Here is a 19,358-nt window from a genome sequence, read left to right as displayed (position 1 = left end):
TACTTTTCTTCCCCTTATTACACGTAAAGTCGCGGAACACGGCTGCTTATCATACAAGGAATTTCATAACTTATCGTTTTAAGGCGGCTTGCTATTTCCTGAATCGTAATTTCATCTTCTCCCTGCTTGCCAATTAACGTAACCTTAGTACCTACTGGAAGCTGATACGGCAGGCGTACCATAAGCTGATCCATACAAATTCTGCCGATGATTGGAGCTCGTTCTCCGTCTACAAGCACCGTTCCGCCTTCGCTGCTGTGATAACGATACCACCCATCAGCGTAACCGATCGGCACAGTTCCAATCCATTCATCGCCGGAGGTCGTATAGGTCGCTCCGTAACTAATGCCTTCTCCTTTAGGCAGCTGTTTGACTTGAACTAGCTGGCTGTGCAAAGAAAAAGCCCGCTTTAGCTCAAATGGCAATTCATCTTCAATATCGTCGGAAGGAAGCAGCCCATACATGGAAATGCCGAATCGGAACATATTAAAACAATGCTCAGGGAAGCGCAATCCAGTCGCGCTATTTCCACAATGAATAAACGGCGGCATACCGCAAATTTCTTCTACCACTTTTAACCGAGAAAGGAAACGTCCATATTGTTTTTCCCAATAACTGTTATCTAATTCATCCGCTGTCGCAAAATGGGTGTAGACAGCTTCTAGCTGAAAAGCCTGGTCAGTTTCTATGACTTGAAGCAGTTGGCTGAGTTCTTCCGCGGTGACTGTCCCAATTCGTCCCATACCTGAATCTATTTTAACATGAAGCTTAAGCGAATCCTGTTCCTTCATGTACTGTTTGGCTTCTTGCAGCCATTCTATTTGAAAAACAGTGATGGAGAGATTATGACGCACAGCAATACCTACGTCTTCCGGGCGAATTCGGCCCATCACGAGAATCGGCGCCTCAATCCCCGCTTCTCGCAACCGCAGGGCTTCATCGAGCAGATTGACACTAAGGAAGCTCGCTCCTGCCTCTAACGCTGCTTCTGCCACCGGGACAGCACCATGGCCGTATCCATCCGCCTTAACCACTGCCATCACATGCATGTCTTGTTGAAAATTCTTTCGTACCTCTTGCACATTATATTTGACATGGGCCAACTCCACTTCCGCCCACGTATCCCGAAAAAACTGTTTCGACTGTACCACTTGCGTGCCTCCCCACTCGACTAATCATCTCTTTCGATTATTGTAGGGAACTAGCAAGATGTCAACTGGAAAAGTGGAGGGTGCTTGGGCTGCGAGTGGCGCGTCTCATTCCTTATCGACGATCCCGGGCGTAGCCGCTGTGGAGGAAGCGTCCGCAGCAGGGCGAAAAGGGATCACAAGCCAATGGCCCCCGGAGCTGGACAAGGAAAAGCGTAGCGGGCTTGCTTAACGACGCAGAGCTCTTCTCTCCCACCGAGGAGGCTGTTGCCGCCGCAGTGTGGGAGAAAGAGATCTCAAGTCGTTAGCCCGCGGAGCTGGACAAGGAAAAGCTGAAAGCGGCGGTCTGGGGCGTCAAGCAAAAGGCGAGCGCTGCCCAAAGCCGCTTTTTGGCTTTGAAAGGGCACGACTTTTGACCTCGAGCCCCTGCCGCTTGAAGCTGGACAGAGAAAAGCGGAGCGGGCTGCACGGAGCATTCACGGGCCAAACGTACGAGAATCCTGTCGAAGCGTAAGATAATTTTGTCGAACTGTCACAGGTATTTGTCGAAACGTCCAAATTGAGCAGAAAACGTCCAAGTTTCATGTCGAACTGTCCAAATAAATGTGACCACTCTATTTTCCCACGATCTTCCCCTGTCAAAGGCACTAGAATGTTGCGCTGCGGCCGCAGCGCTTCCTTTTGTCTTTTTCATAAAGGGCGCGTGATGCTAACCACGAGGGGACGCCGCACTGCAGGGGGGAAAGTGTGGCGTGGCGATGCTTTGTTGTGGCGTGAGGCCCTCAGGTTGTGGCGTGGGGGACTTGGGTTGTGGAGTCACGGTCTCAGGTTGTGGCGTCCGTCCTTTTTGTTGTTGTGTGACTCCGTAGTCTTGTGGTGTGACTCCGTAGTCTTGTGGCGTGACATCCGCTCAGTGCCGCGTCCCCTCCACCGAGTGCCGCGTGACGCTCCCTTAGCTCCTCGCCCACCCGTGTTTTGCTCCAGCGCTGCGAAAATTTTCAAAGAAAATCCCAGAAACATACGGTGATGTCACTGGGAAGGTTACATTTATTTTTCTGTTGTGGTGTTCATGGATTCAGCAATGGTCAGCATTTCATCTTCTGTTAGTGCGTCTGATGCGATCATGAATTCGGTGGCGTCACTCGTCCATTGCAAGGTGTCTGCGGTTTGATATCCATACGTTTCCCCTACTTGTACAGGGTCACCTGCGCCAACATCGGTGTAGGTGCTTGTTTCCATTACTGCAGCTGGTTGTTGAATGATCGTGTATGGGCGTTCCCCTTCGTAGGTTAAGATTGTTTTGTCGCCCCGTTCGCCTTCAACGGTTTCTCGTTCGGCGAGGCTGGTGCCTTGAAGTTCGTGGTTTGGCATAAAGACTTCCTGTTCGTGTTCTTCTTCAATAAACTCATCAGTATGGGCCGGTACATCGAGTTGAGCGGCTGTCATGTTTTTGTCCATTTCAAAGTCATCTTCGTCAAAGGTGACGTCGGTATCAAAGGAATGGAAGGTCACTTCTACTAGAGGTTCATAGTCAGGGTCAAAGATCTTGACCGTCTCTGGTGTCAAAGAACGGCGGTCGAGAATAACTTCCTGACTGTGTAAGTTTTTGTTCTGGTAGTGCGTTTTTGTTTCAAAGACATATTGGTCTTCTTCAATCGCAAAGGTGCGGTCGGCATCCATTAAAATGTCCGAGATAAGAGATTCATACAGGTAAACTTGGCTGTTGTTGTTCGGCCAGTCACTTTGGAAACGGAAGCGTTTGTTCAGCGCCGGAGTTAAGACAAAGACGCCGTCGTCATTGCGTAAAATGAGTTGATTTTGTTCTTCGTCTTCGTTGTTCAATTCTACCCGGTAGTACTGGTTACTGTCCGTTTGCATGTGCCAAATGCCTACGTCATACTCTCTAGGCTCTTCGCCTGTTTCAAGCACCATCGTCGCTTCTGCTTTGTACCCTTCCAAGTCCTGCAAGACATGGTCCAAATCTTCAACGACTTCTTCCTGCGTTTTTTCACCACAGGCTGTTAATCCTAGAATCAATGTAACAAGCAGCAGTGTCAGCCAGCCTGCTCTACGCACGTGCAACACTCCTTTGTCCGCTTAAAATCACGACAAAGGAGGGAACCAAGACGTTTATATCAGCGATTGAAAAGCATGTGGTGTGGTTTCAGCGAGCTGGTCCGGATTGATGCCTATTAGCGGAACCGACTCAGCAAGATATTCTGCCGTCTTCCCGTGGAGAAATACAGCATTTGAGACTGCCTCTTGGAGACGAGCATGGGTCATGGAAAAAGCCAAAAGAAGCCCAGTTAAGACATCGCCGCTTCCCCCTTTTGCAAGACCGCTGTTTCCTGACGTATTGACATATTGCCTGCCTTCAGGGGTAGTCACAATCGTAAAAGGTCCCTTTAAGACGAGGTGAACGCCATATTCAACAGCAAACTCTCGCGACCTGGAAAAGCGGTGGCTCTCTACCTCTTCAATCGAACAATTCAGCAATTGAGCCATTTCGCCAGGATGCGGCGTTAACACCGTAGGGGCTTGTCGACTTTTTAATTGATTCAGCTTTGAGCTTATGGCAAACAGTCCATCTGCGTCGACAATGAGAGGGCCTTGCACCCGCTCAAGCAGCCTGCCCATGAGTGTTTCGGTTTCTTCCCCTTTTCTGCCAAGGCCCGGCCCTACCGCTACCGCGTCAAATGAATCAACACCCGTCTGCTCAAGACTTTCAGCAGTAAGATAAGCTTCATTTCCTGACGGGGCATCCACCATCGCTACCGGAAGCGGGGTTGCGACAATCTCGCGTATGGAAGGAGGAGCAATCATTGTCAATAAGCCTGTACCCCCATTGATCGCTCCTTTCCCCGCAAGTACAGCCGCTCCCGGCATCGAATAACTTCCCGCAATTAAGCAACCTTTGCCGTGCTGCCCTTTGTGAGCTTCAGTCTTTCTTTCTGGAAAACTTGTCAGAAAATCTTTCTCGTCCCACGTAAACCGCGCCTCCCCTTCTGTTTGCAATGCCCGAGCAGGAATGCCGATATCCAGCGTTTTTAGTTCTCCGCAAAAGGTGCGGGCTGGGTACGTATAAAAGCTAAGCTTCGGGCATTGAACCGTAAGCGTTAGATCAGCTCGTACGGCTACGTTGGGATTCGCTGCTTCCGCGGCGGAAAGACCGCTCGGAACATCGATGCTAACAATAAAGGCGGCAGATCGGTTAACCTCTTCAATGAGACGCGTGTAAGGCTCTCTCACTTCCCCCTGAATCCCCGTCCCTAACAAGGCATCAATGACACAATCACTCGTCTGAAGCTGATCGATACACTCGGCGGGCGAAGCGTCATATTGATGAACGCTGTGCCCCGCTTGCTGATGGATCTCTAAATGCTTGCGAGCGTCCCCTCTCACTTTTTCAAAAGGAGGAATTACGTAGGTCGTCACATTGTAACCTTCCTCTTTCAACAGCCTGGAGATCACAATGCCGTCCCCGCCATTATTGCCAGTGCCTGCTAAAATCACAACCTGGCTCTCCTTTTTCAAGCCTGTCTCTTTAATAGCTTCGGTTAGCTTCTGGCCAGCTGTCTCCATCAAGAGCTCGCCGCGAAGGCCGATCTCCTCCATTGCAAAGGCATCAACCCTTCCCATTTCTTCACCAGTTACCACACGCATGTCAGGTCCCTCCTAACCGCAATAAATACTTATGTGCAAAAAACGAGTCATATGCAGACAAGTCTATTCTTCTATAATGACATAGGCTGCTGCAAACTGATCAGTATGCGTAATTGAAACGTGTACACGTTTATTAAAAGCGAGTGAATTTACTTCAAGAAAAGGAGCACCCGATGGAGCCTGGTTCACTTCCAGGTCCTGAAAAGAAATATCTTTTCCTAGGCCGGTCCCGTTTGCTTTGCCGTACGCTTCTTTAACAGCATATCTTCCTGCTAAATATTCATAGCTGCGTTTGCCGTGCAACGCTTCGAAGCGCTTCACTTCGCGTTCGGTAAGCACCCGTGAGATAAAACGCGGATTGCGTTCGACCGCTTCTTTTATTCGTTCGATTTCAACCATGTCCATGCCAATTCCTTGAATCATTATTGATCCGCCTTCCTAACAAATTCGACTACTTTATGTATATCAGGTGTACCACAATTTAACAAGGAAGGTATTGTGCTAAGCGGATGAAATTACAGGGCTACGGGCGGGGGCGCAGGGTGTAAGCCACAACTGTGGGAAAGCACCACGATAACTTGCAGGGACCCAACAACCTATAGACTTGACGCCTCAACTGGGGAGCGGCACGCCACAATCGGATCAGCATGTCACAATGAAGGGGAGCGATGCAACAACCAAGATGCTAGACGCCTCAACCGGGAGGACGCGCCACCACAACCGCGAAACCCCCATTTTTTAAAAGTAAATACGGAAGCGCTGTGGCCGCAGCGCACCATTAGAGCATTCTTTCGGGTCTTTGCTTTGCAATTTTCCTCCTAGACTAAACGTGGGGAGTGGGGATGCTCAATTATATAGGATGTTTTTTCCAATCTTCTCATTCCCCTGCTTCTTAGGCAATATGATAGGATAGAGGAAAGGAATGTTCGGCTTTTTATTTGTTCACAAGACTATCGCTTGCTTTCTTTAGAGGGGAGCGCGTAAAGTGAACTTGTCCTTATATGCGCGTTCCCTCCGTGAGAAAATGTTACACTTGAAGTTTTGTTGCAACGGTCCTGATCTTGAGGAAGCGAGGTGGAGCACGATGATGTTTTTACGTAACGAATCTTTTTATACGTTCAGGCGGGATTACCCGATTATTACAACGCTTGTGGCGATTCATCTACTTATTTTTTTATTAATGAATCTGAGCCGCTTTATTCCCTTCTTTCCGCTTGGTGATTTGATTTACGAATATGGGATTGGTTTGAACTTCTTAATATATGCGGAAAATCAATACTGGCGCTTGGTAACTCCTATTTTTATGCATATTAACACCGGGCATGTATTGTTTAATTCGTTTGCTTTAGTTTTATTCGGCCCGGCACTGGAACGGATGCTAGGCAAATTTAAGTTTATTTTCTTCTATTTAGCAACAGGCATTCTTGCCAATATCGCTACCTACTATTTGGGCGGACTGGATTATGCTCCTCACCTCGGTGCGTCTGGCGCGATTTACGGTTTGCTTGGACTTTATTTGTATATGGTCATGTACCGGCGTGATTTAATTGATCAAGCGAGCTCACAGATGATTGTTATTATTTTGGCGATCGGTATGATAATGACCTTTATTACGCCAAATATCAATATCTTTGCCCACTTGTTCGGGGCGATTGCCGGTGCTGCGCTTGGACCGCTTATTTTGCGGAAAGCCACTCCGGTCTACATGGAAGTGCGGCAGCGTCCCGATGAAGACGCGGAGCCGACGTTTGATCCGAACCGTTGGAATAAGCGGCGTTCACGAATTCGGATTAACCGCTCGACCGCGATGAATGTACTCGGCCTTGCCTTTATTATTCTTGTGATCATTGGAGTAATCTCAAACTTTTTATAACTCTATGTTAGACACCAGCTGAAATATTTCAGCTGGTTTTTTTACGCTCTGCTACTATCGGCCGGGCCCCTGATGGAGCTAAGCCGGCCCCTTCCATTTTCATAAATGCTTTAGTTCAAAAGGCTGCTTGATAAGAGCAGCCCCTTTAGTATCTTTTATTCCGATTCAGCCAAGCCAGCACGGAATGTTTCTACGTTGTGTTCAATCATGCTAATATAGTCCTCTGCTCCACTGCCTTCTTCACCCACAGAATCGGTGTATACTTCTCCACTGATCTCTACGCCAGTATTTTCAGAGACTGTTTCAATGTAATCCGGGCTTACTGTCGTCTCCTTAAACAACGCCGGCACTTCTCGATCATTGATGACATCTACAAGTCGAGCCACCTGTCCCGGAGTCCCTTCTTCATGAGAGTTGATCTCCCACACTCCTTCCGTATCTAAGCCGTAGCTGCGGCCGAAGTATTCAAAGGCGTTCTCTGAAGTTACGATCAGACGATGCTCTTCTGCAACTTCTTCCATTTGCTCTTCAGTCCAGGCATGGAGGTCTTCGAGTTCTTCAAGATATGCATCGGCATTCTCGCGGTACTCATCCGCTCCGTCTGGGTCCCGCTCACTTAGATCTTCAACGAGAGCTTCGATATAGAGCGGAGCTTCTTCCGGGCTTAACCATACATGAGGGTCATACACGCCCCCTTCTCTAAGCTCAATTGGCTCTGCTTCTGCAGCCAGCTCAACTACCGGAATGTCTCCAACGTTTTCGACCAAGCCTTCGAGCCATTCTTCAAGATTCAAACCATTAATGTAAAAGACTTCAGAGTCGCTTACTTTTTCAAAATCGCTTGGAACAGGTTCGTACTCGTGCGGCTCTTCATGACGTGGAACAATATAATCCACTTCACCTCGGTCCCCGACTACTTGCTCAATGTAATCTGCTAATACAGAAAAGCTAGTCGTTACATAGATTGTTTGTTCGTCTGCATCATTTTCAGCTGCGATCCCTTCTGTTTCATCAGTGTTTTCGTTACAAGCGCTCAACGTAATAAGTGCTAAAACTCCAGCAGTGAATAAACCCTTTTTCATGTAACTCTCTCCTTTAAATGTTTTATGTGTTTAAAAAAGTTTCTCTAGGGCAAAACAATTAGTAAAAAAAAGAGGGTTTTGCCACCTTTAAAAAATTTTTCCTAATGCAACAATTAAATTGTATAAGAAGCTGATGGTGTTGTAAATAAGATTGTGTGTACTTAATATTTCTATTTAATATAGGCTCTGTTAGTGCATGGTCGATTAAAAAATCTGCTACGTTTTATTAATCCCTTTTGAGAAACACCATATAGCTGGGCAAAGCGACAGTTCCAGCGGTAAACAGGCAGCTAAAGATCCCGGCAGTACGCCCCCTACCGACAAAAGAGCATAAAAAAACGATCTGCTACAAGGGGTAACCCTATGCAAACAGACCGTCTTAATATTTTTTCAACAAATAACGAAGCGGCAACAAGGAAATCAAAATAATTACCAGTGCTGCAGGAGCAGCATAATGGTAAAACGATTCATTCGTTTCATACCAAATCCGCACAGCAAGTGTATCAAATCCAGGCGGCCTAAGTAACAGCGTCGCCGGCAATTCTTTGATCGCACTCACAAATACGAGCGCTCCACCGGCGAGCACCCCAGGCATAATCGACGGCAAAATGACTTTGAACATCACTTTCCACGGAGGATGACCAAGGCTTCGAGCCGCTTCATCAATACGAGGGGAGATCAAACTGAGTGAAGCTTCTCCTGATTGCATGGCTTGCGGTAAAAAGCGAAGCACAAAAGCCAGCGCAATCAAATAGTACGTATTATAAAGCCACGGAATGTGTTCGTTAAACACAAAGATAATCCCAAGTGCCACAATCACCCCTGGCAAGGCGTAGCCGGCATAGCTTAGCTTGTCAATAAAGGCAGTGATTGGGGATGGGTAGCGAGACTTCAGGTAAATAATCGGAATCGCCAATAACATGCAGATGAGTGCTGCATAACCAGATACGCGGATACTATTCCACGTATACTCCCAAAAATCACTGTCAATGACACCTTCGCCAATGCCAATATAGGTCCAGTAAAGAAGAACGACAATCGGCACCAAAACGGAGAAAGAAAAGACGATAAAGACGTAAAGCAGCGCTGGTATCTTCCATTTGCCAAGTCTTAAGGTATCCGGCTCTTTAAACGTATTGGACGTTTGATAATAGGCATTTTTCTTGCGTGTTTTCGCTTCCGTCCAAAGAACAACCAATGTAATTGCAATTAATACAACACTTAATACGGTTGCTGATAAATTATCGTAGCTTCCCATTTGATAATAGATAGCCGCAGTAAAGGTTGTATACCTTAAGATCGCAATTGCCCCAAAATCAGACAGGACGTACAAAATAACGAGAATCGCACCAGCCCCCATAGCCGGGCGTAAAAATGGCAAATTGACGCGCCAAAAAATGTGGGAAGTCGACAACCCTTGAGAGCGGGCGACCTCTTCAAAGTTACGATTCATTTTTCGAAGGCTTGCCATTGTAATTAAAAATACATAAGGGAACGTGAATAACGTTAAGACAAAAACAACGCCCCAAAACGAATAAATCTCCAACGGATAGCCGCCAAACCAACCTGCAAATACTCTTCCTTCTTCCCAAAACTGCGACAGCCAACCGACAGGTCCTAAAATCATAATATAGACAGCACCGCCAATATAAGGCGGTATAACAAGCGGCAGTGCCAGCATCCATTGCCATCCACGTTTAAACGGAATATCCGTCCGGTTGACAATCCAAGCCAAGCTGACCCCGAGTATGAGAGCAAACAATGTTACCATAAACGTTAGCGTCAGCGTATTCCACAAAAGTCCAGGTATTCGGTCGTCCAAGATCGTCATCCAACGATCTGCCCCGGCCGTAAACGAACGGACGACCACATACAGGATTGGAAGTCCCATAACAAGAGCTGTGAGCATCCCCAAAAGCAGAAGGATCGGTCCAGGCGGGCGCCCTCCCCATTGCTTAAGCCACGCTTTTCTAACGCCCTTTAGACCAACAGGAAGCCTTCGCTGAGGTTCTTTTTCACGACCAAAGGCCGAAGAGCTCTCTTGCTCTTCAGCCTTTTTCATTTCAGTATCTGGTTGTTTTTGTTGGTTGGATTCCTCAGTCTTATCGCTTCGGCGACTCATAATTACAACTCCCAGAATGCTTAAAAAAACTGTTACAGCACTGATCTTGGCAGTTTATCTGCCACGTGCTTAGCACATTATTTCCTTTAGTTGCTACCGCTAGTTAAACGGGGCTAGCGAACTTCTAGGTCCATACCTGATTCTTCAATGACATCAAGGGTGTCATCCCATACTTCACCAAGTTCGCTTAGCGGCATATCATGTGTTTCGTATTCATCAATTGAGGCTGCATCGTCAACTGGCTCGATGTCTGGATTGATTGGTACCTCTAAGGACTCATACGAGAATTCTTGCTGATTTTCCTCTTCAAGCGCCCAGTCCATGAATTCTTCAGCGCTTGCACGGTTCGGTCCATCATTTATCATAGCAATGCCTGCTGCGTTAAGGACAGCTCCCATTTCGTCTTCTCCTTGATCTGGGTACACGACACCGACATTATTGTTTTCTGGTTCTTCTAGTTGCTGATGGTAGTAATAGTTGTTCACAAGCCCGAATTCAACTTCCCCTGTACCAACAGCTTCACGAATATCACCGTGACCCTGGGTAATAATTCCGGCATTTTCACTTACATCGGCTAACCATTCTACCGTCTGCTCATCGCCCCATTCCTGACGAAGCGCTGAGACATGTCCAATCATACTACCATTCGCGCCTCGTGTCACGGCAAATTGATCAGCATATTCTGGATCTGCTAAGTCCTCAATAGAATCCGGTACATCTTCTTCATCTACTAAGTCTTCATTGTACATCAAAACACGTGTACGCGCAGATAACGCTACCCAGGAATCATCTTCGGCCCGGAAATCTTCATCAATACTGTCGATATTCTCGGCTTCATAGCCATCGAGAAGGTCTTGCAGACGCAAATGTTCCATGGCTCCCACATCATTGGAAATAAATATGTCAGCCTGAACATTGTTCGCTTCTTCTTGAATGCGGTTCACTGCTGTGTCATCAGCATGCAGCGCCTGAACTTCAATACCGGTATCTTCCTCAAATTTATCAAGAAATTGATCTACAAACGTCTCATTTCGAGCGGAATAAACGACAAGTTCATCGGTCTCTTCCTGCTCAGCTTCCTCACCATTTTCGGCTGTTTCGCCGTTCCCTTCTGCCTCACCATTCTCACTGTCGTCACCACAGCCTGCTCCAATTACCATAAATGAAAACAATGCTGCAGACAGCCATATATGTTGTTTTTTCACGGGTGATGCCTCCTATTTAGTAAGTATTTAAATGAACATCAATGAAATTGATTATCAATTAGTACATGTCTTATTTTAATGGGATTGATAATCATTGTCAACTAATCTTTTAAAAAATGACTCTGTCAAAAGGTGTTGGTGACCAAGTTCATTCTTAGTCCCGGCAGTAACGGCCGACACTCTTCAAGAAAAAGCTAGCCTGTCGAGCCCCACTGAAGGAGCGCGGACGTTCGCTGAAAGGGAGACCATGAACATATCAACACTATTTTTTAACAGAACCGCTAAATAAACGCTTTCTTCCAATTGGCCCCCATCTTGCTCAAGGCCCGAAAAAATCCCCTCTAGGCAGTAGAGGGGAAATGATCGTTTCATAAAATACCCTTACATTTAATCTACAAGCGCCACAAGTTCCGGCTTAATATCAAATGAAACCACCGCACCAACTTCAACATCCTGTTCAATCGGTGCATAAATAATCATGGGCTCATTTGTCATTTCAGCACCTTTTAAGCGCACAGCCAACTCCTGATATTCACCGCTGTAGGTCACGTGCTCGACATTTCCTGAATAACGCCCTTCATCGGCCAACATACATCCTTCTGGGCGGATGGAAACTTTAACATCTTCAATCATTTTATCTTTGCGTTCAGGTAAGCAAATCTTCCCGATATGTGTATTCACATGTTTCAAATCCGAACACATTGTACCGCTTAATAGATTGGTCTTGCCAACAAACTGAGCGACAAAGCAGTTCTTCGGGCATTTGTACATTTCCTTTGGCGCCGCTACTTGCTGAATAACGCCTTCATTCATGACGACAACACGGTCAGACACAGCAAAAGCGTCTTTCTGATCGTGAGTGACGATCACGCCGGTTGTCTCTGCTTTGCGGAGAATAGTCGTGACGTCATAACGCATTTTCTCCCTAAGTCCTGCGTCAAGGTTACTAAATGGCTCGTCCATTAACACCACATGTGGCCTAGGTGCGAGCGCTCGAGCTAAGGCAATGCGCTGTTGCTGACCCCCAGAAAGTTCATTTGGAAAACGAGTGGCGTAGTCTTCAAGCCCCACTAGTTCTAACACTTCGCGCGCGCGTTTTTTACGTTCGCGCACTTTCCATTTATTCAGCCCAAACATCACGTTCTTTTCAATATTCAAATGCGGAAAAAGCGCATAATCTTGAAAGACCATGCCGATTCCGCGCTTCTCCGGCGGCACGGAAGTATCAGAGGAATAAACCGTTTGCCCTCCGATCTTGATCGTTCCGCTTGTCGGTTGTTCAAAACCGGCTATCATGCGAAGGGTCGTCGTTTTCCCACACCCGCTTGGTCCAAGCAGGGTCATAATCTCGCCTTTTTCTAGTTGTAAATTCAATTGGTTGACAGCAGGGACTTGACCTCGTTCAAACGACTTCGTAAGTTGTTCTAGCTGAACAAAACTCATGACACCGACCCTCCAAATGATAAGTTGGCAATATATAAACGTACCATTATTTATTTAGAATAATTATTATCTAGATGAGAATGATTTTCAATACAGGTGAATTATAGCACGGCACCAGCCTAACGTCAACGCGGGAACCGAATGATAGTTACTTATTTTCTGACAATAGTGAACGTTTAGTGAATTATAGCGCTGCGGCCTACCGATAAGGGGCTGTCTCAACATCTTTGAGAATATTAAAAAAGGGAGCGGGGTGCGCTTCATGCCCTTCCTTTGCGCAGTGACGGGCTTCGATTTCGCAGTCGCCCCCCTTCCTTTGTGTAGTGGTGATGGAGTGCGGTGTCACGGCTCATTAGTGCCGTGTGACTCTATATTAGTGCGGAGTCACGTTATTCGAGTGCGGTGTCATGAGTATTGAGTGCCGTGTCACTCAATAAGTACGACGTCGAGATTTTCCCGTGCTGCATTTGCGATATGGCAGTGGCGCAAACGGAGTCACCCCGTTTTCATTTGATGACTAGCAAAGAGGCTGCCCTTTTGAGACAGCCCCTTGTCATACATCTATCCAGGAGGAAACTTAAACAGCTTGCTGCACGCATTTTTTCAACCGCTCTTCTAAGTCCTCCGCTTGTTGCTGTATCCCTTCATTGTCCAGCGGCGCGAACAAGTGCGTAGGTTTTGCCAACCCAACTTTTGTAGAGCCATTTTCCGTATATAATACAACTTTGCACGGTAAGAATAAAACCGTTTTCGGATCCTGTTCGAGCAGGCTTTTTGCTTCTTGCGGGTTACACACTTCCAACACCCGGTATTCCTCATCCACCGGGACCCCTTTTTCCTCTAACTTATCATGAATATCGAGCTGCCACAGTACACCGAATTTCTCTTCGGTAAAAGCATGTTCTAAATCTGCAGCTACATCCTCGAGCGGGCGATCTGTCTCTTTGATTTCAGCAAACATGAAACGTCCCCTTTCATTTTAACTCAGCGGCTTTTTACTAAGAGCTCTACAGCTTCCCGAATGGTTTCATCCGTATTCTCTCCATTTTCAATCTGCTCTCGTACACAATGTTCTAAGTTCTCACTGACTATCACGCCTATTGCTTTATCAAGGGCATTACGAACCGCAGACATTTGCCCGACCAAATCGCGGCAATCTTTATTTTCTTCCATCATATTAATTACGCCCCGGACTTGGCCTTCAATACGCTTCATTCTATTTTTCATTTTGTCATCGTATTCCATACATACACCCCTATACCTATTCCCGTTTGCTTTCATTATAAACATTTCCACACAGGTCGTCACCTTTTCACAACACAATCCGACAATTATTTCCCAGGAAATGAGGTAAGCTTTCACTCTTCTTCTACATCGAACATATCTTCCACATTCTTCTCAATATATTCAAATACGGTAGACTGGCCATTTCGATAGAAGCGCGGGTCAAATACCCCTAACGTTTCATCATCATCCACAATTACTACAAATGGCGACCATTCCATCACTACTTCTGCTTCTGGCCTGTCTGCAAAGAGTTGACTCAGGTCAGCCTCTTCGGCTGACTCAAATTCATAAGCAACCTCTGGCTCTCCCCAAACCGTATCATGGATTATTTCCACATGTGCTCCTTCATTGCCAATGATAGAAAAATGCCAAGGAGCAAAACGTGCCGAGACTACATGCTGCTCATAGTCATCTTCATATTGTTGATAAATGACATATCCTTGCACGGTTTGAATTAAAAAATGAGCCGCAATCACTAACCAAACCACATGATAAAGACGGTGAGTACTCCCTTTTTTAAACATACGATACAAAAAACCAATTAACATGATCGACCAAATGGTTAAGTCAACAATCGGGATAGTGCCAAAAGCAATTCGCTGTGAACTAAAAGGCTCAAATAAACCGGTCCCCCACGTATTAAATGCATCGCTTACATTGTGTATTAAGACGGCTAAGAGAGCCAGCCAGAACAGGCGTTTATCACGAATTTTCCCTATCTTTTGGGCGAGCCAGGAGAGAATAAAAGCAAAAACAGGCACCATAAAAAGAGAATGAGTAATCCCTCTATGCCACCATTGATATTGTCCTTCATCATCAAAGAAAGAAGAGACGACGTCGATGTCAGGAATTTGGCTTCCTACAACGGCCGTCGTCAAAAACACCGTCTTGGTTCTCCGGTCCATATTCGTTTTGTCTACACTTCCATATAGCACGAGCCCAAACAAGGTGTGTGTGACCGTGTCCATGCTAACGCCACCTTCACTAGATCGAGGATCAACTATTTTAGGAAAAGTTTCGAAAACCCTTTCCCTTACTTACCTTTTATCACACCCTGAATTCCAAGCACAAGCATATTTAAAATTCAAATGGTCCCACGTAGCTAGGTGCCTCTTTCACCTCGTGCTCCCCTTCTATGCCTTCATGTTCTTCTTGGCCAGAAAATTCAACAGTTTGATAGCCAAAACTTGAAGCGGTTAAAAGGATGGCGTCCCGCATAACTTGTTCACGATTCTCTCCCAATTCTTCAAATTCTTCCTCTATCGTTACCCGTACGGCATTCTCTTCGATATCTTCTGATTCATACGTGACCTCTGAGGGGAGCGGGTTCTGAAGACTCTCTTCTTCTTTTGGTTCACTCATCGCCTGGAGGGCGTCAGAAAAACTTTCTGGTGCACTCTTACCCTCTGCCAATGTCTGCTCATTCAATAAATACCAAAACCCGTCCGGCGTCTCATAGGCGGTATAGGTCGCTTGCTCCGGGGAGGATTCCAATTCTTCCGTGAGGCCTAAGGCACCGAGTTCTACCGGTTCTCCAGCGCTCGTTTCTAGTTGCACTCGGTCGTAATGAGCATAACGCAAGCTCTCTTCCACGGCCGCCACAAACAATGTCGTTTCAGTACTACTCATCTCCACTGGCTGCTCATCAAACCGTAATATTGCCTCGCCGTTTTCTTCGATAAATTCAACGTTTGCCAGCGGAGAAGAGGAAAGGCCATATTCTTCACCTGACATTTGCGCATTCAACGCTCCAAGTGCTTCCCACGTACTTTCTTCATTGGCCAGTGTATAAGTAATCGGAACAACAAACTGAGCGTTCGGTTCCGTTAGCATCAGTGTAATCGGCTCACCTTCTTCTTCGACGGCACTATAAGCAGCTAGATGGTCTGCCGGTTCTTCCGGTATAACAGACGTTTCAGCTTCTTCGTCTTCTTCTACCGCCTCTTCAGCTTCGTTGTCCTCCATATCTTCTTCAACAGCTTCAAATGTCTCAGCGTCATCAGTTACAGCCTCATCTTCTTCTGGGGCCTCTTCCTCTTCTGATTCTTCTTCTTCCACAGCGTCTTCTTCGACTGGCATGTCTTCAGCTTCATCTCCTTCTTCCTCTCCCGGCGGCATACTTTCTGTATCATAGTCAGCACTTTGCTGATTCTCGCCACCATCAAAGAGGAGCCCAGGCACAATTACTAGCAAAAGCAAGGCCGCAGCTGTTGTCGTAAATAAAGGAACCAGCCAAGTCGGTCGTTGTTTTTTATTCGCGCTAAACCGCTTGGGTTCCTTGGCCATTCGTTGTTCAATTTGGTGATATACCTCTTCTTTGGAACGTTGGTCTTCAATACGAGGAAGGTTCTGCAGGCGTGTTTCCAACTCTTCATTTGTATGCTCATCCTTATTTCTCACGTTTTACACCTCCTTTTTTCAAAACGTCTTCCCCTTCACCCAGAGCTTCTTGCAGTTTTTTTAAAGCGCGGTGCTGTGTCGTTTTCACTTTACTTTCCGAAAAGCCCAATACAGCGGCCGCTTCTTTTACAGAAAGACCTTCAACATAGCGTAAAATAATAACTTGTTGCTGGTCAGGTGTACATTGATTCAAGCATTTATATACTTCCTGGATCTCTTCGTTTGTGGAGGCAATTTCCTCCGGCAAGGGAGAATGGTCTTTTATTTCTTCTTTATGGACAGAACTAAAGACCCCCAACCATTTTCGTTTTTGCCGGTTTTCTTTGCGAATATAATCAATGCCCACGTGCCGGGCAATCGAAAAAAGCCAGGTCTTTTCACTACTTTTTCCTTCAAAAGACTCGTACGACTGCAATACTTTTATATAAACATCCTGAACAAGTTCTTCCGCAGTTCCCCGATCTTTTACCATATAGAACAAAAACTGAAACAGGGCTTGATGATGTTCTTCATATAATCGATCAAATTCATCATTCATCATTCCCCCTCCCTTCTTTAGTCGTGCTTCTTTACGAAAAGTTACACATTTATTTATGTTTTTTTAAATTCTATCTCCCAAGAAAAGCACAGGCGGCTTTTTAAACACGACACGATCAGCACTGCCAAAACGCGTTCCCGCAGCATCTAAAAGCCTGACAAAGTCAATCGTTATGTGATGGGAAGTAATCTGTTCTGTCTTATTTTTTATCATTCGATCTATTCAGCATAACAACTGGCCGATTTTCTGTTTACAGGAAAAACATACTAGTTGTTTCACTGATTCCTGCGCTTACAACTATGGACTCCTCAAAAACACCCAGGAAAGAAAAAACCCAAAAGCTTGCGCTTATGAGCTTTTCTTTCCTTTAACTTGGCTCTGCGTTGATGGAAGCGGGCCACAGGTTAAAAGAGACCCAACAGCTGGCTCACGCCGAGGAGGTTCTGAATGCACCTGCGGCAAAGAATGTTCGACAACAGTAAGCGTAATAAAGGTGAAGTCACTGTTACCTTTGTACCTATGTTGAAAGCGAGCAGCCTGTGATAAAAATCAACATAACAACGTGTTCGAGAGCCTTTCACTTAACGCCCCCTTCTACATTTCGGAGGCAAAGGCAAATACCCAATATAAAATACCATACAAGACAACGAGCACGGAGATAAATATAAATAAGCCTTTATTTGATATACGTTTCATTTACTCACCCTCTTTAATACTCTCCAACGCATTATATCACTTTTTGCCGGACGCAACTTTCCCAACCTGTAACAATCTAAAGACAACTTGTTTGCAGAGCTTTGACCTCTTTTATATGCCACTGCGATCAGTTGGAGGCGGCAGCGTCTCCAGTAAAGGTTAACAGATCCGGACCGCTCCTTAACCACAAAAAAAGAACGCCTAAGCGTTCAAAATACTTTTCATTTATACGTTTGTTTTCGAGCGGTTGTCAAGCTTGCCTTTCTCATGCTCGACTTTCCACCGGTGAATTAAACCTACGCTAATCACGTATTTGCGTGCAATCCATGAGGTATTTCCTGTTTCTTTAACCTCTTTGACGACTTGACGCTTGAATGCAGTGGAATATCGATTACGAGCCATTCAACCCCTCCATTTTAAAATTATCTGAATTTTATAAAACTTGAACAGTTTTGTCAAGTTTTATACCTAAACCTTTTCGTCAATTGAACATGCAGTCCAACTAGTAAAGCAACTGGAAAAGGGTGGGTCTTTTCACCCTAGTTTTTGGGATGAAAACTCCAGCGATAAACCTATAACCACAAAAAAACCGCCATCTGAGTAGATAGCGGGGCAGCTTCGTTTATTCAGTTATCTCATGCTTTGCGTAAACTGTTTCATAAATGTGTTCCACTTCTGCATCTGTCATCATCATCAAACGCTTTTCCGATATGCCCCGTACATTCGCAATAAACCTCACCATATTCTCGCGCTCTCTTCGTTCAATCATCTTTCCGCCTCCCTTTCTGTTATTGTACAATTTAATTTGTTTAAATGTATTATATAACAGTTCATTTTTGGAAGTCAATCCTTTCTTTAAAAATATTTTTTAATAAGTAGAAAGCCCTTTGACAGGCTATCGATGATTTATCTACAATCTATTTGTGTAACGTTTTCTGTTAATCAACGACAAAGTAAGCAGAAAACATTTTTAGAAAGAAAGGACAGAAATCAATGAAGAAACCATTATTTCTAACGCTATTCACAACTGCATTCGTCTTAGCTGCCTGCGGTGAAGGAGAAGACCCAGAAGAGACAGCCGGCGAAGATCAAACAGAAGATGCTGCCGTTGAAGAAGAAACAGAAGACGAAGAGGAAGAAACAGATACTGAAGACGACCTGGATGAAGAGGAAGAGGGCACGGAAGAGGGCACGGAAGAAGACGAAGGCGACGCAGAAGAAGACGCTGACGTAGACACTTCTTCTGATGAAGAAGAAACAGATGAAGATGAAGTCGAAGAAGGTACAGAAGAAGACGAAGAATCAACATATACAGAAGTAGTTAACCTCTACTTTCCAGATGAACAATTAATGAATACCTACTATGAAGAGCGGGAAGTTACAGCTGAAGAGGAAGACGCTTTGCCTGAAGCTGCTGTGCAAGCATGGCTTGACGGCCCAGAAAGCGAAGAACTCTATCCGTTAGTTGAAGGAGCCACCGTTCAATCTATCGAAGGCGAAGATGACACAGCTCGTGTTTCCTTTGATGAAGCATTCTTAGAAGCAAATGTCGGCTCCGGCGGTGAAATGGAAATTGTAAATCAAGTCGCTCTCATCATGGAACAATTCGGTTACAGCGAAACAGTAATTCTTATTGATGGCGAAGAACAAGAATCTCTCTTTGGCCACCTCGAAGGAACCGAAGCCTTCCCTGCCCCAGATGCAAGTGACTACGAAGCCGTTGAAGAAGCGGAAGAAGTAGAAGAATAGAAAAGCGAAAACAGGAAAGCCCCGAACTGGCTGGAACAGCCGGTCCGGGGCTTTTTATTTATGGAGCTGACGAGATTCAGGTTGAGTTCTTTTGCGGGATGGAGGAAGGGGGCGAATCAGTGTCGCAAAAACGTACGAGAATCTTGTCGAAA

18 protein-coding genes are annotated in these 19,358 nt (G+C 45.7%); 3 read left to right on the top strand and 15 right to left on the bottom strand.

The annotated features are described in order from the left end of the window. Positions 1–17: 17 nt before the first annotated feature. Positions 18–1,151 (bottom strand): alanine racemase, encoded by a 1,134-nt coding sequence (gene alr / locus D469_RS0118105; RefSeq protein WP_018924803.1) that lies wholly within the window; start codon positions 1,149–1,151, stop codon positions 18–20. A 58-nt stretch (positions 1,152–1,209) separates the two neighbouring features. On the opposite strand from alr, the gene D469_RS22210 reads away from it, so the two are divergent. Further along, positions 1,210–1,380 (top strand): hypothetical protein, encoded by a 171-nt coding sequence (locus tag D469_RS22210; protein ID WP_018924802.1) that lies wholly within the window; start codon positions 1,210–1,212, stop codon positions 1,378–1,380. An 815-nt stretch (positions 1,381–2,195) separates the two neighbouring features. Here D469_RS22210 and D469_RS0118090 read toward each other — a convergent pair. The 3 genes from D469_RS0118090 to acpS all read right to left on the bottom strand — a co-directional run bounded on the left by D469_RS0118090 (position 2,196) and on the right by acpS (position 5,234). Next, on the bottom strand, positions 2,196–3,224 hold the full coding sequence (locus tag D469_RS0118090) for a LolA family protein (protein WP_018924800.1): 1,029 nt from the start codon (positions 3,222–3,224) through the stop codon (positions 2,196–2,198). A gap of 54 nt (positions 3,225–3,278) precedes the next feature. Beyond that, positions 3,279–4,811: a bifunctional ADP-dependent NAD(P)H-hydrate dehydratase/NAD(P)H-hydrate epimerase gene (locus tag D469_RS20765; protein ID WP_018924799.1), complete on the bottom strand. Its 1,533-nt coding sequence runs from the start codon at positions 4,809–4,811 to the stop codon at positions 3,279–3,281. A gap of 63 nt (positions 4,812–4,874) precedes the next feature. After that, entirely contained in the window at positions 4,875–5,234 is a 360-nt protein-coding gene (gene acpS / locus D469_RS0118080) for a holo-ACP synthase (RefSeq protein WP_018924798.1), read from the bottom strand. 661 nt (positions 5,235–5,895) lie between these two features. Here acpS and D469_RS0118075 point away from each other — a divergent pair. Continuing rightward, positions 5,896–6,684, top strand: a complete 789-nt coding sequence (locus tag D469_RS0118075) for a rhomboid family intramembrane serine protease (protein WP_018924797.1) — start codon at positions 5,896–5,898, stop codon at positions 6,682–6,684. Between the two features lie 155 nt (positions 6,685–6,839). Here D469_RS0118075 and D469_RS0118070 read toward each other — a convergent pair whose 3' ends face one another. The 11 genes from D469_RS0118070 to D469_RS20750 form a co-directional block, all read right to left on the bottom strand. Then, positions 6,840–7,766, bottom strand: coding sequence for a metal ABC transporter solute-binding protein, Zn/Mn family (locus D469_RS0118070; protein ID WP_018924796.1), 927 nt, complete (start codon positions 7,764–7,766; stop codon positions 6,840–6,842). Positions 7,767–8,145: 379 nt separating this feature from the next. Then, positions 8,146–9,888: an ABC transporter permease gene (locus tag D469_RS0118065; RefSeq protein ID WP_018924795.1), complete on the bottom strand. Its 1,743-nt coding sequence runs from the start codon at positions 9,886–9,888 to the stop codon at positions 8,146–8,148. A gap of 113 nt (positions 9,889–10,001) precedes the next feature. Beyond that, complete coding sequence (locus D469_RS0118060) at positions 10,002–11,093, bottom strand: extracellular solute-binding protein (RefSeq protein ID WP_018924794.1); 1,092 nt, start codon at positions 11,091–11,093, stop codon at positions 10,002–10,004. 387 nt (positions 11,094–11,480) lie between these two features. Then, positions 11,481–12,536: an ABC transporter ATP-binding protein gene (locus tag D469_RS0118055; protein WP_018924793.1), complete on the bottom strand. Its 1,056-nt coding sequence runs from the start codon at positions 12,534–12,536 to the stop codon at positions 11,481–11,483. A gap of 577 nt (positions 12,537–13,113) precedes the next feature. Beyond that, on the bottom strand, positions 13,114–13,497 hold the full coding sequence (locus tag D469_RS0118050; protein WP_018924792.1) for a DUF302 domain-containing protein: 384 nt from the start codon (positions 13,495–13,497) through the stop codon (positions 13,114–13,116). 23 nt (positions 13,498–13,520) lie between these two features. Then, the gene (locus tag D469_RS0118045; protein ID WP_018924791.1) at positions 13,521–13,781 is read right to left on the bottom strand and encodes a metal-sensitive transcriptional regulator; all 261 of its coding nucleotides are present in this window, start codon (positions 13,779–13,781) and stop codon (positions 13,521–13,523) included. Between the two features lie 113 nt (positions 13,782–13,894). Continuing rightward, entirely contained in the window at positions 13,895–14,791 is an 897-nt protein-coding gene (locus D469_RS0118040) for a metal-dependent hydrolase (RefSeq protein WP_018924790.1), read from the bottom strand. A gap of 109 nt (positions 14,792–14,900) precedes the next feature. Next, on the bottom strand, positions 14,901–16,223 hold the full coding sequence (locus tag D469_RS21345) for a GerMN domain-containing protein (protein ID WP_020610683.1): 1,323 nt from the start codon (positions 16,221–16,223) through the stop codon (positions 14,901–14,903). After that, positions 16,213–16,761, bottom strand: a complete 549-nt coding sequence (locus D469_RS0118030; RefSeq protein WP_018924787.1) for an RNA polymerase sigma factor SigX — start codon at positions 16,759–16,761, stop codon at positions 16,213–16,215. Before D469_RS0118030 ends, D469_RS21345 begins: the two co-directional genes overlap by 11 nt. 921 nt (positions 16,762–17,682) lie before the next feature. Further along, on the bottom strand, positions 17,683–17,859 hold the full coding sequence (locus D469_RS21830; RefSeq protein WP_018924784.1) for a transposase: 177 nt from the start codon (positions 17,857–17,859) through the stop codon (positions 17,683–17,685). 220 nt (positions 17,860–18,079) lie between these two features. Next, entirely contained in the window at positions 18,080–18,226 is a 147-nt protein-coding gene (locus tag D469_RS20750; protein WP_018924783.1) for a BH0509 family protein, read from the bottom strand. A gap of 224 nt (positions 18,227–18,450) precedes the next feature. Here D469_RS20750 and D469_RS20745 point away from each other — a divergent pair, with 224 nt between their 5' ends. Then, entirely contained in the window at positions 18,451–19,206 is a 756-nt protein-coding gene (locus tag D469_RS20745; protein ID WP_018924782.1) for a GerMN domain-containing protein, read from the top strand. Positions 19,207–19,358: the final 152 nt, after the last annotated feature.

Source organism: Salsuginibacillus kocurii DSM 18087 (genome assembly GCF_000377705.1).
Lineage (GTDB): Bacteria > Bacillota > Bacilli > Bacillales > Marinococcaceae > Salsuginibacillus > Salsuginibacillus kocurii.
The sequence above is the reverse complement of the archived record's forward strand: the minus strand, read 5'-3'. Positions and strand labels throughout refer to the sequence as shown.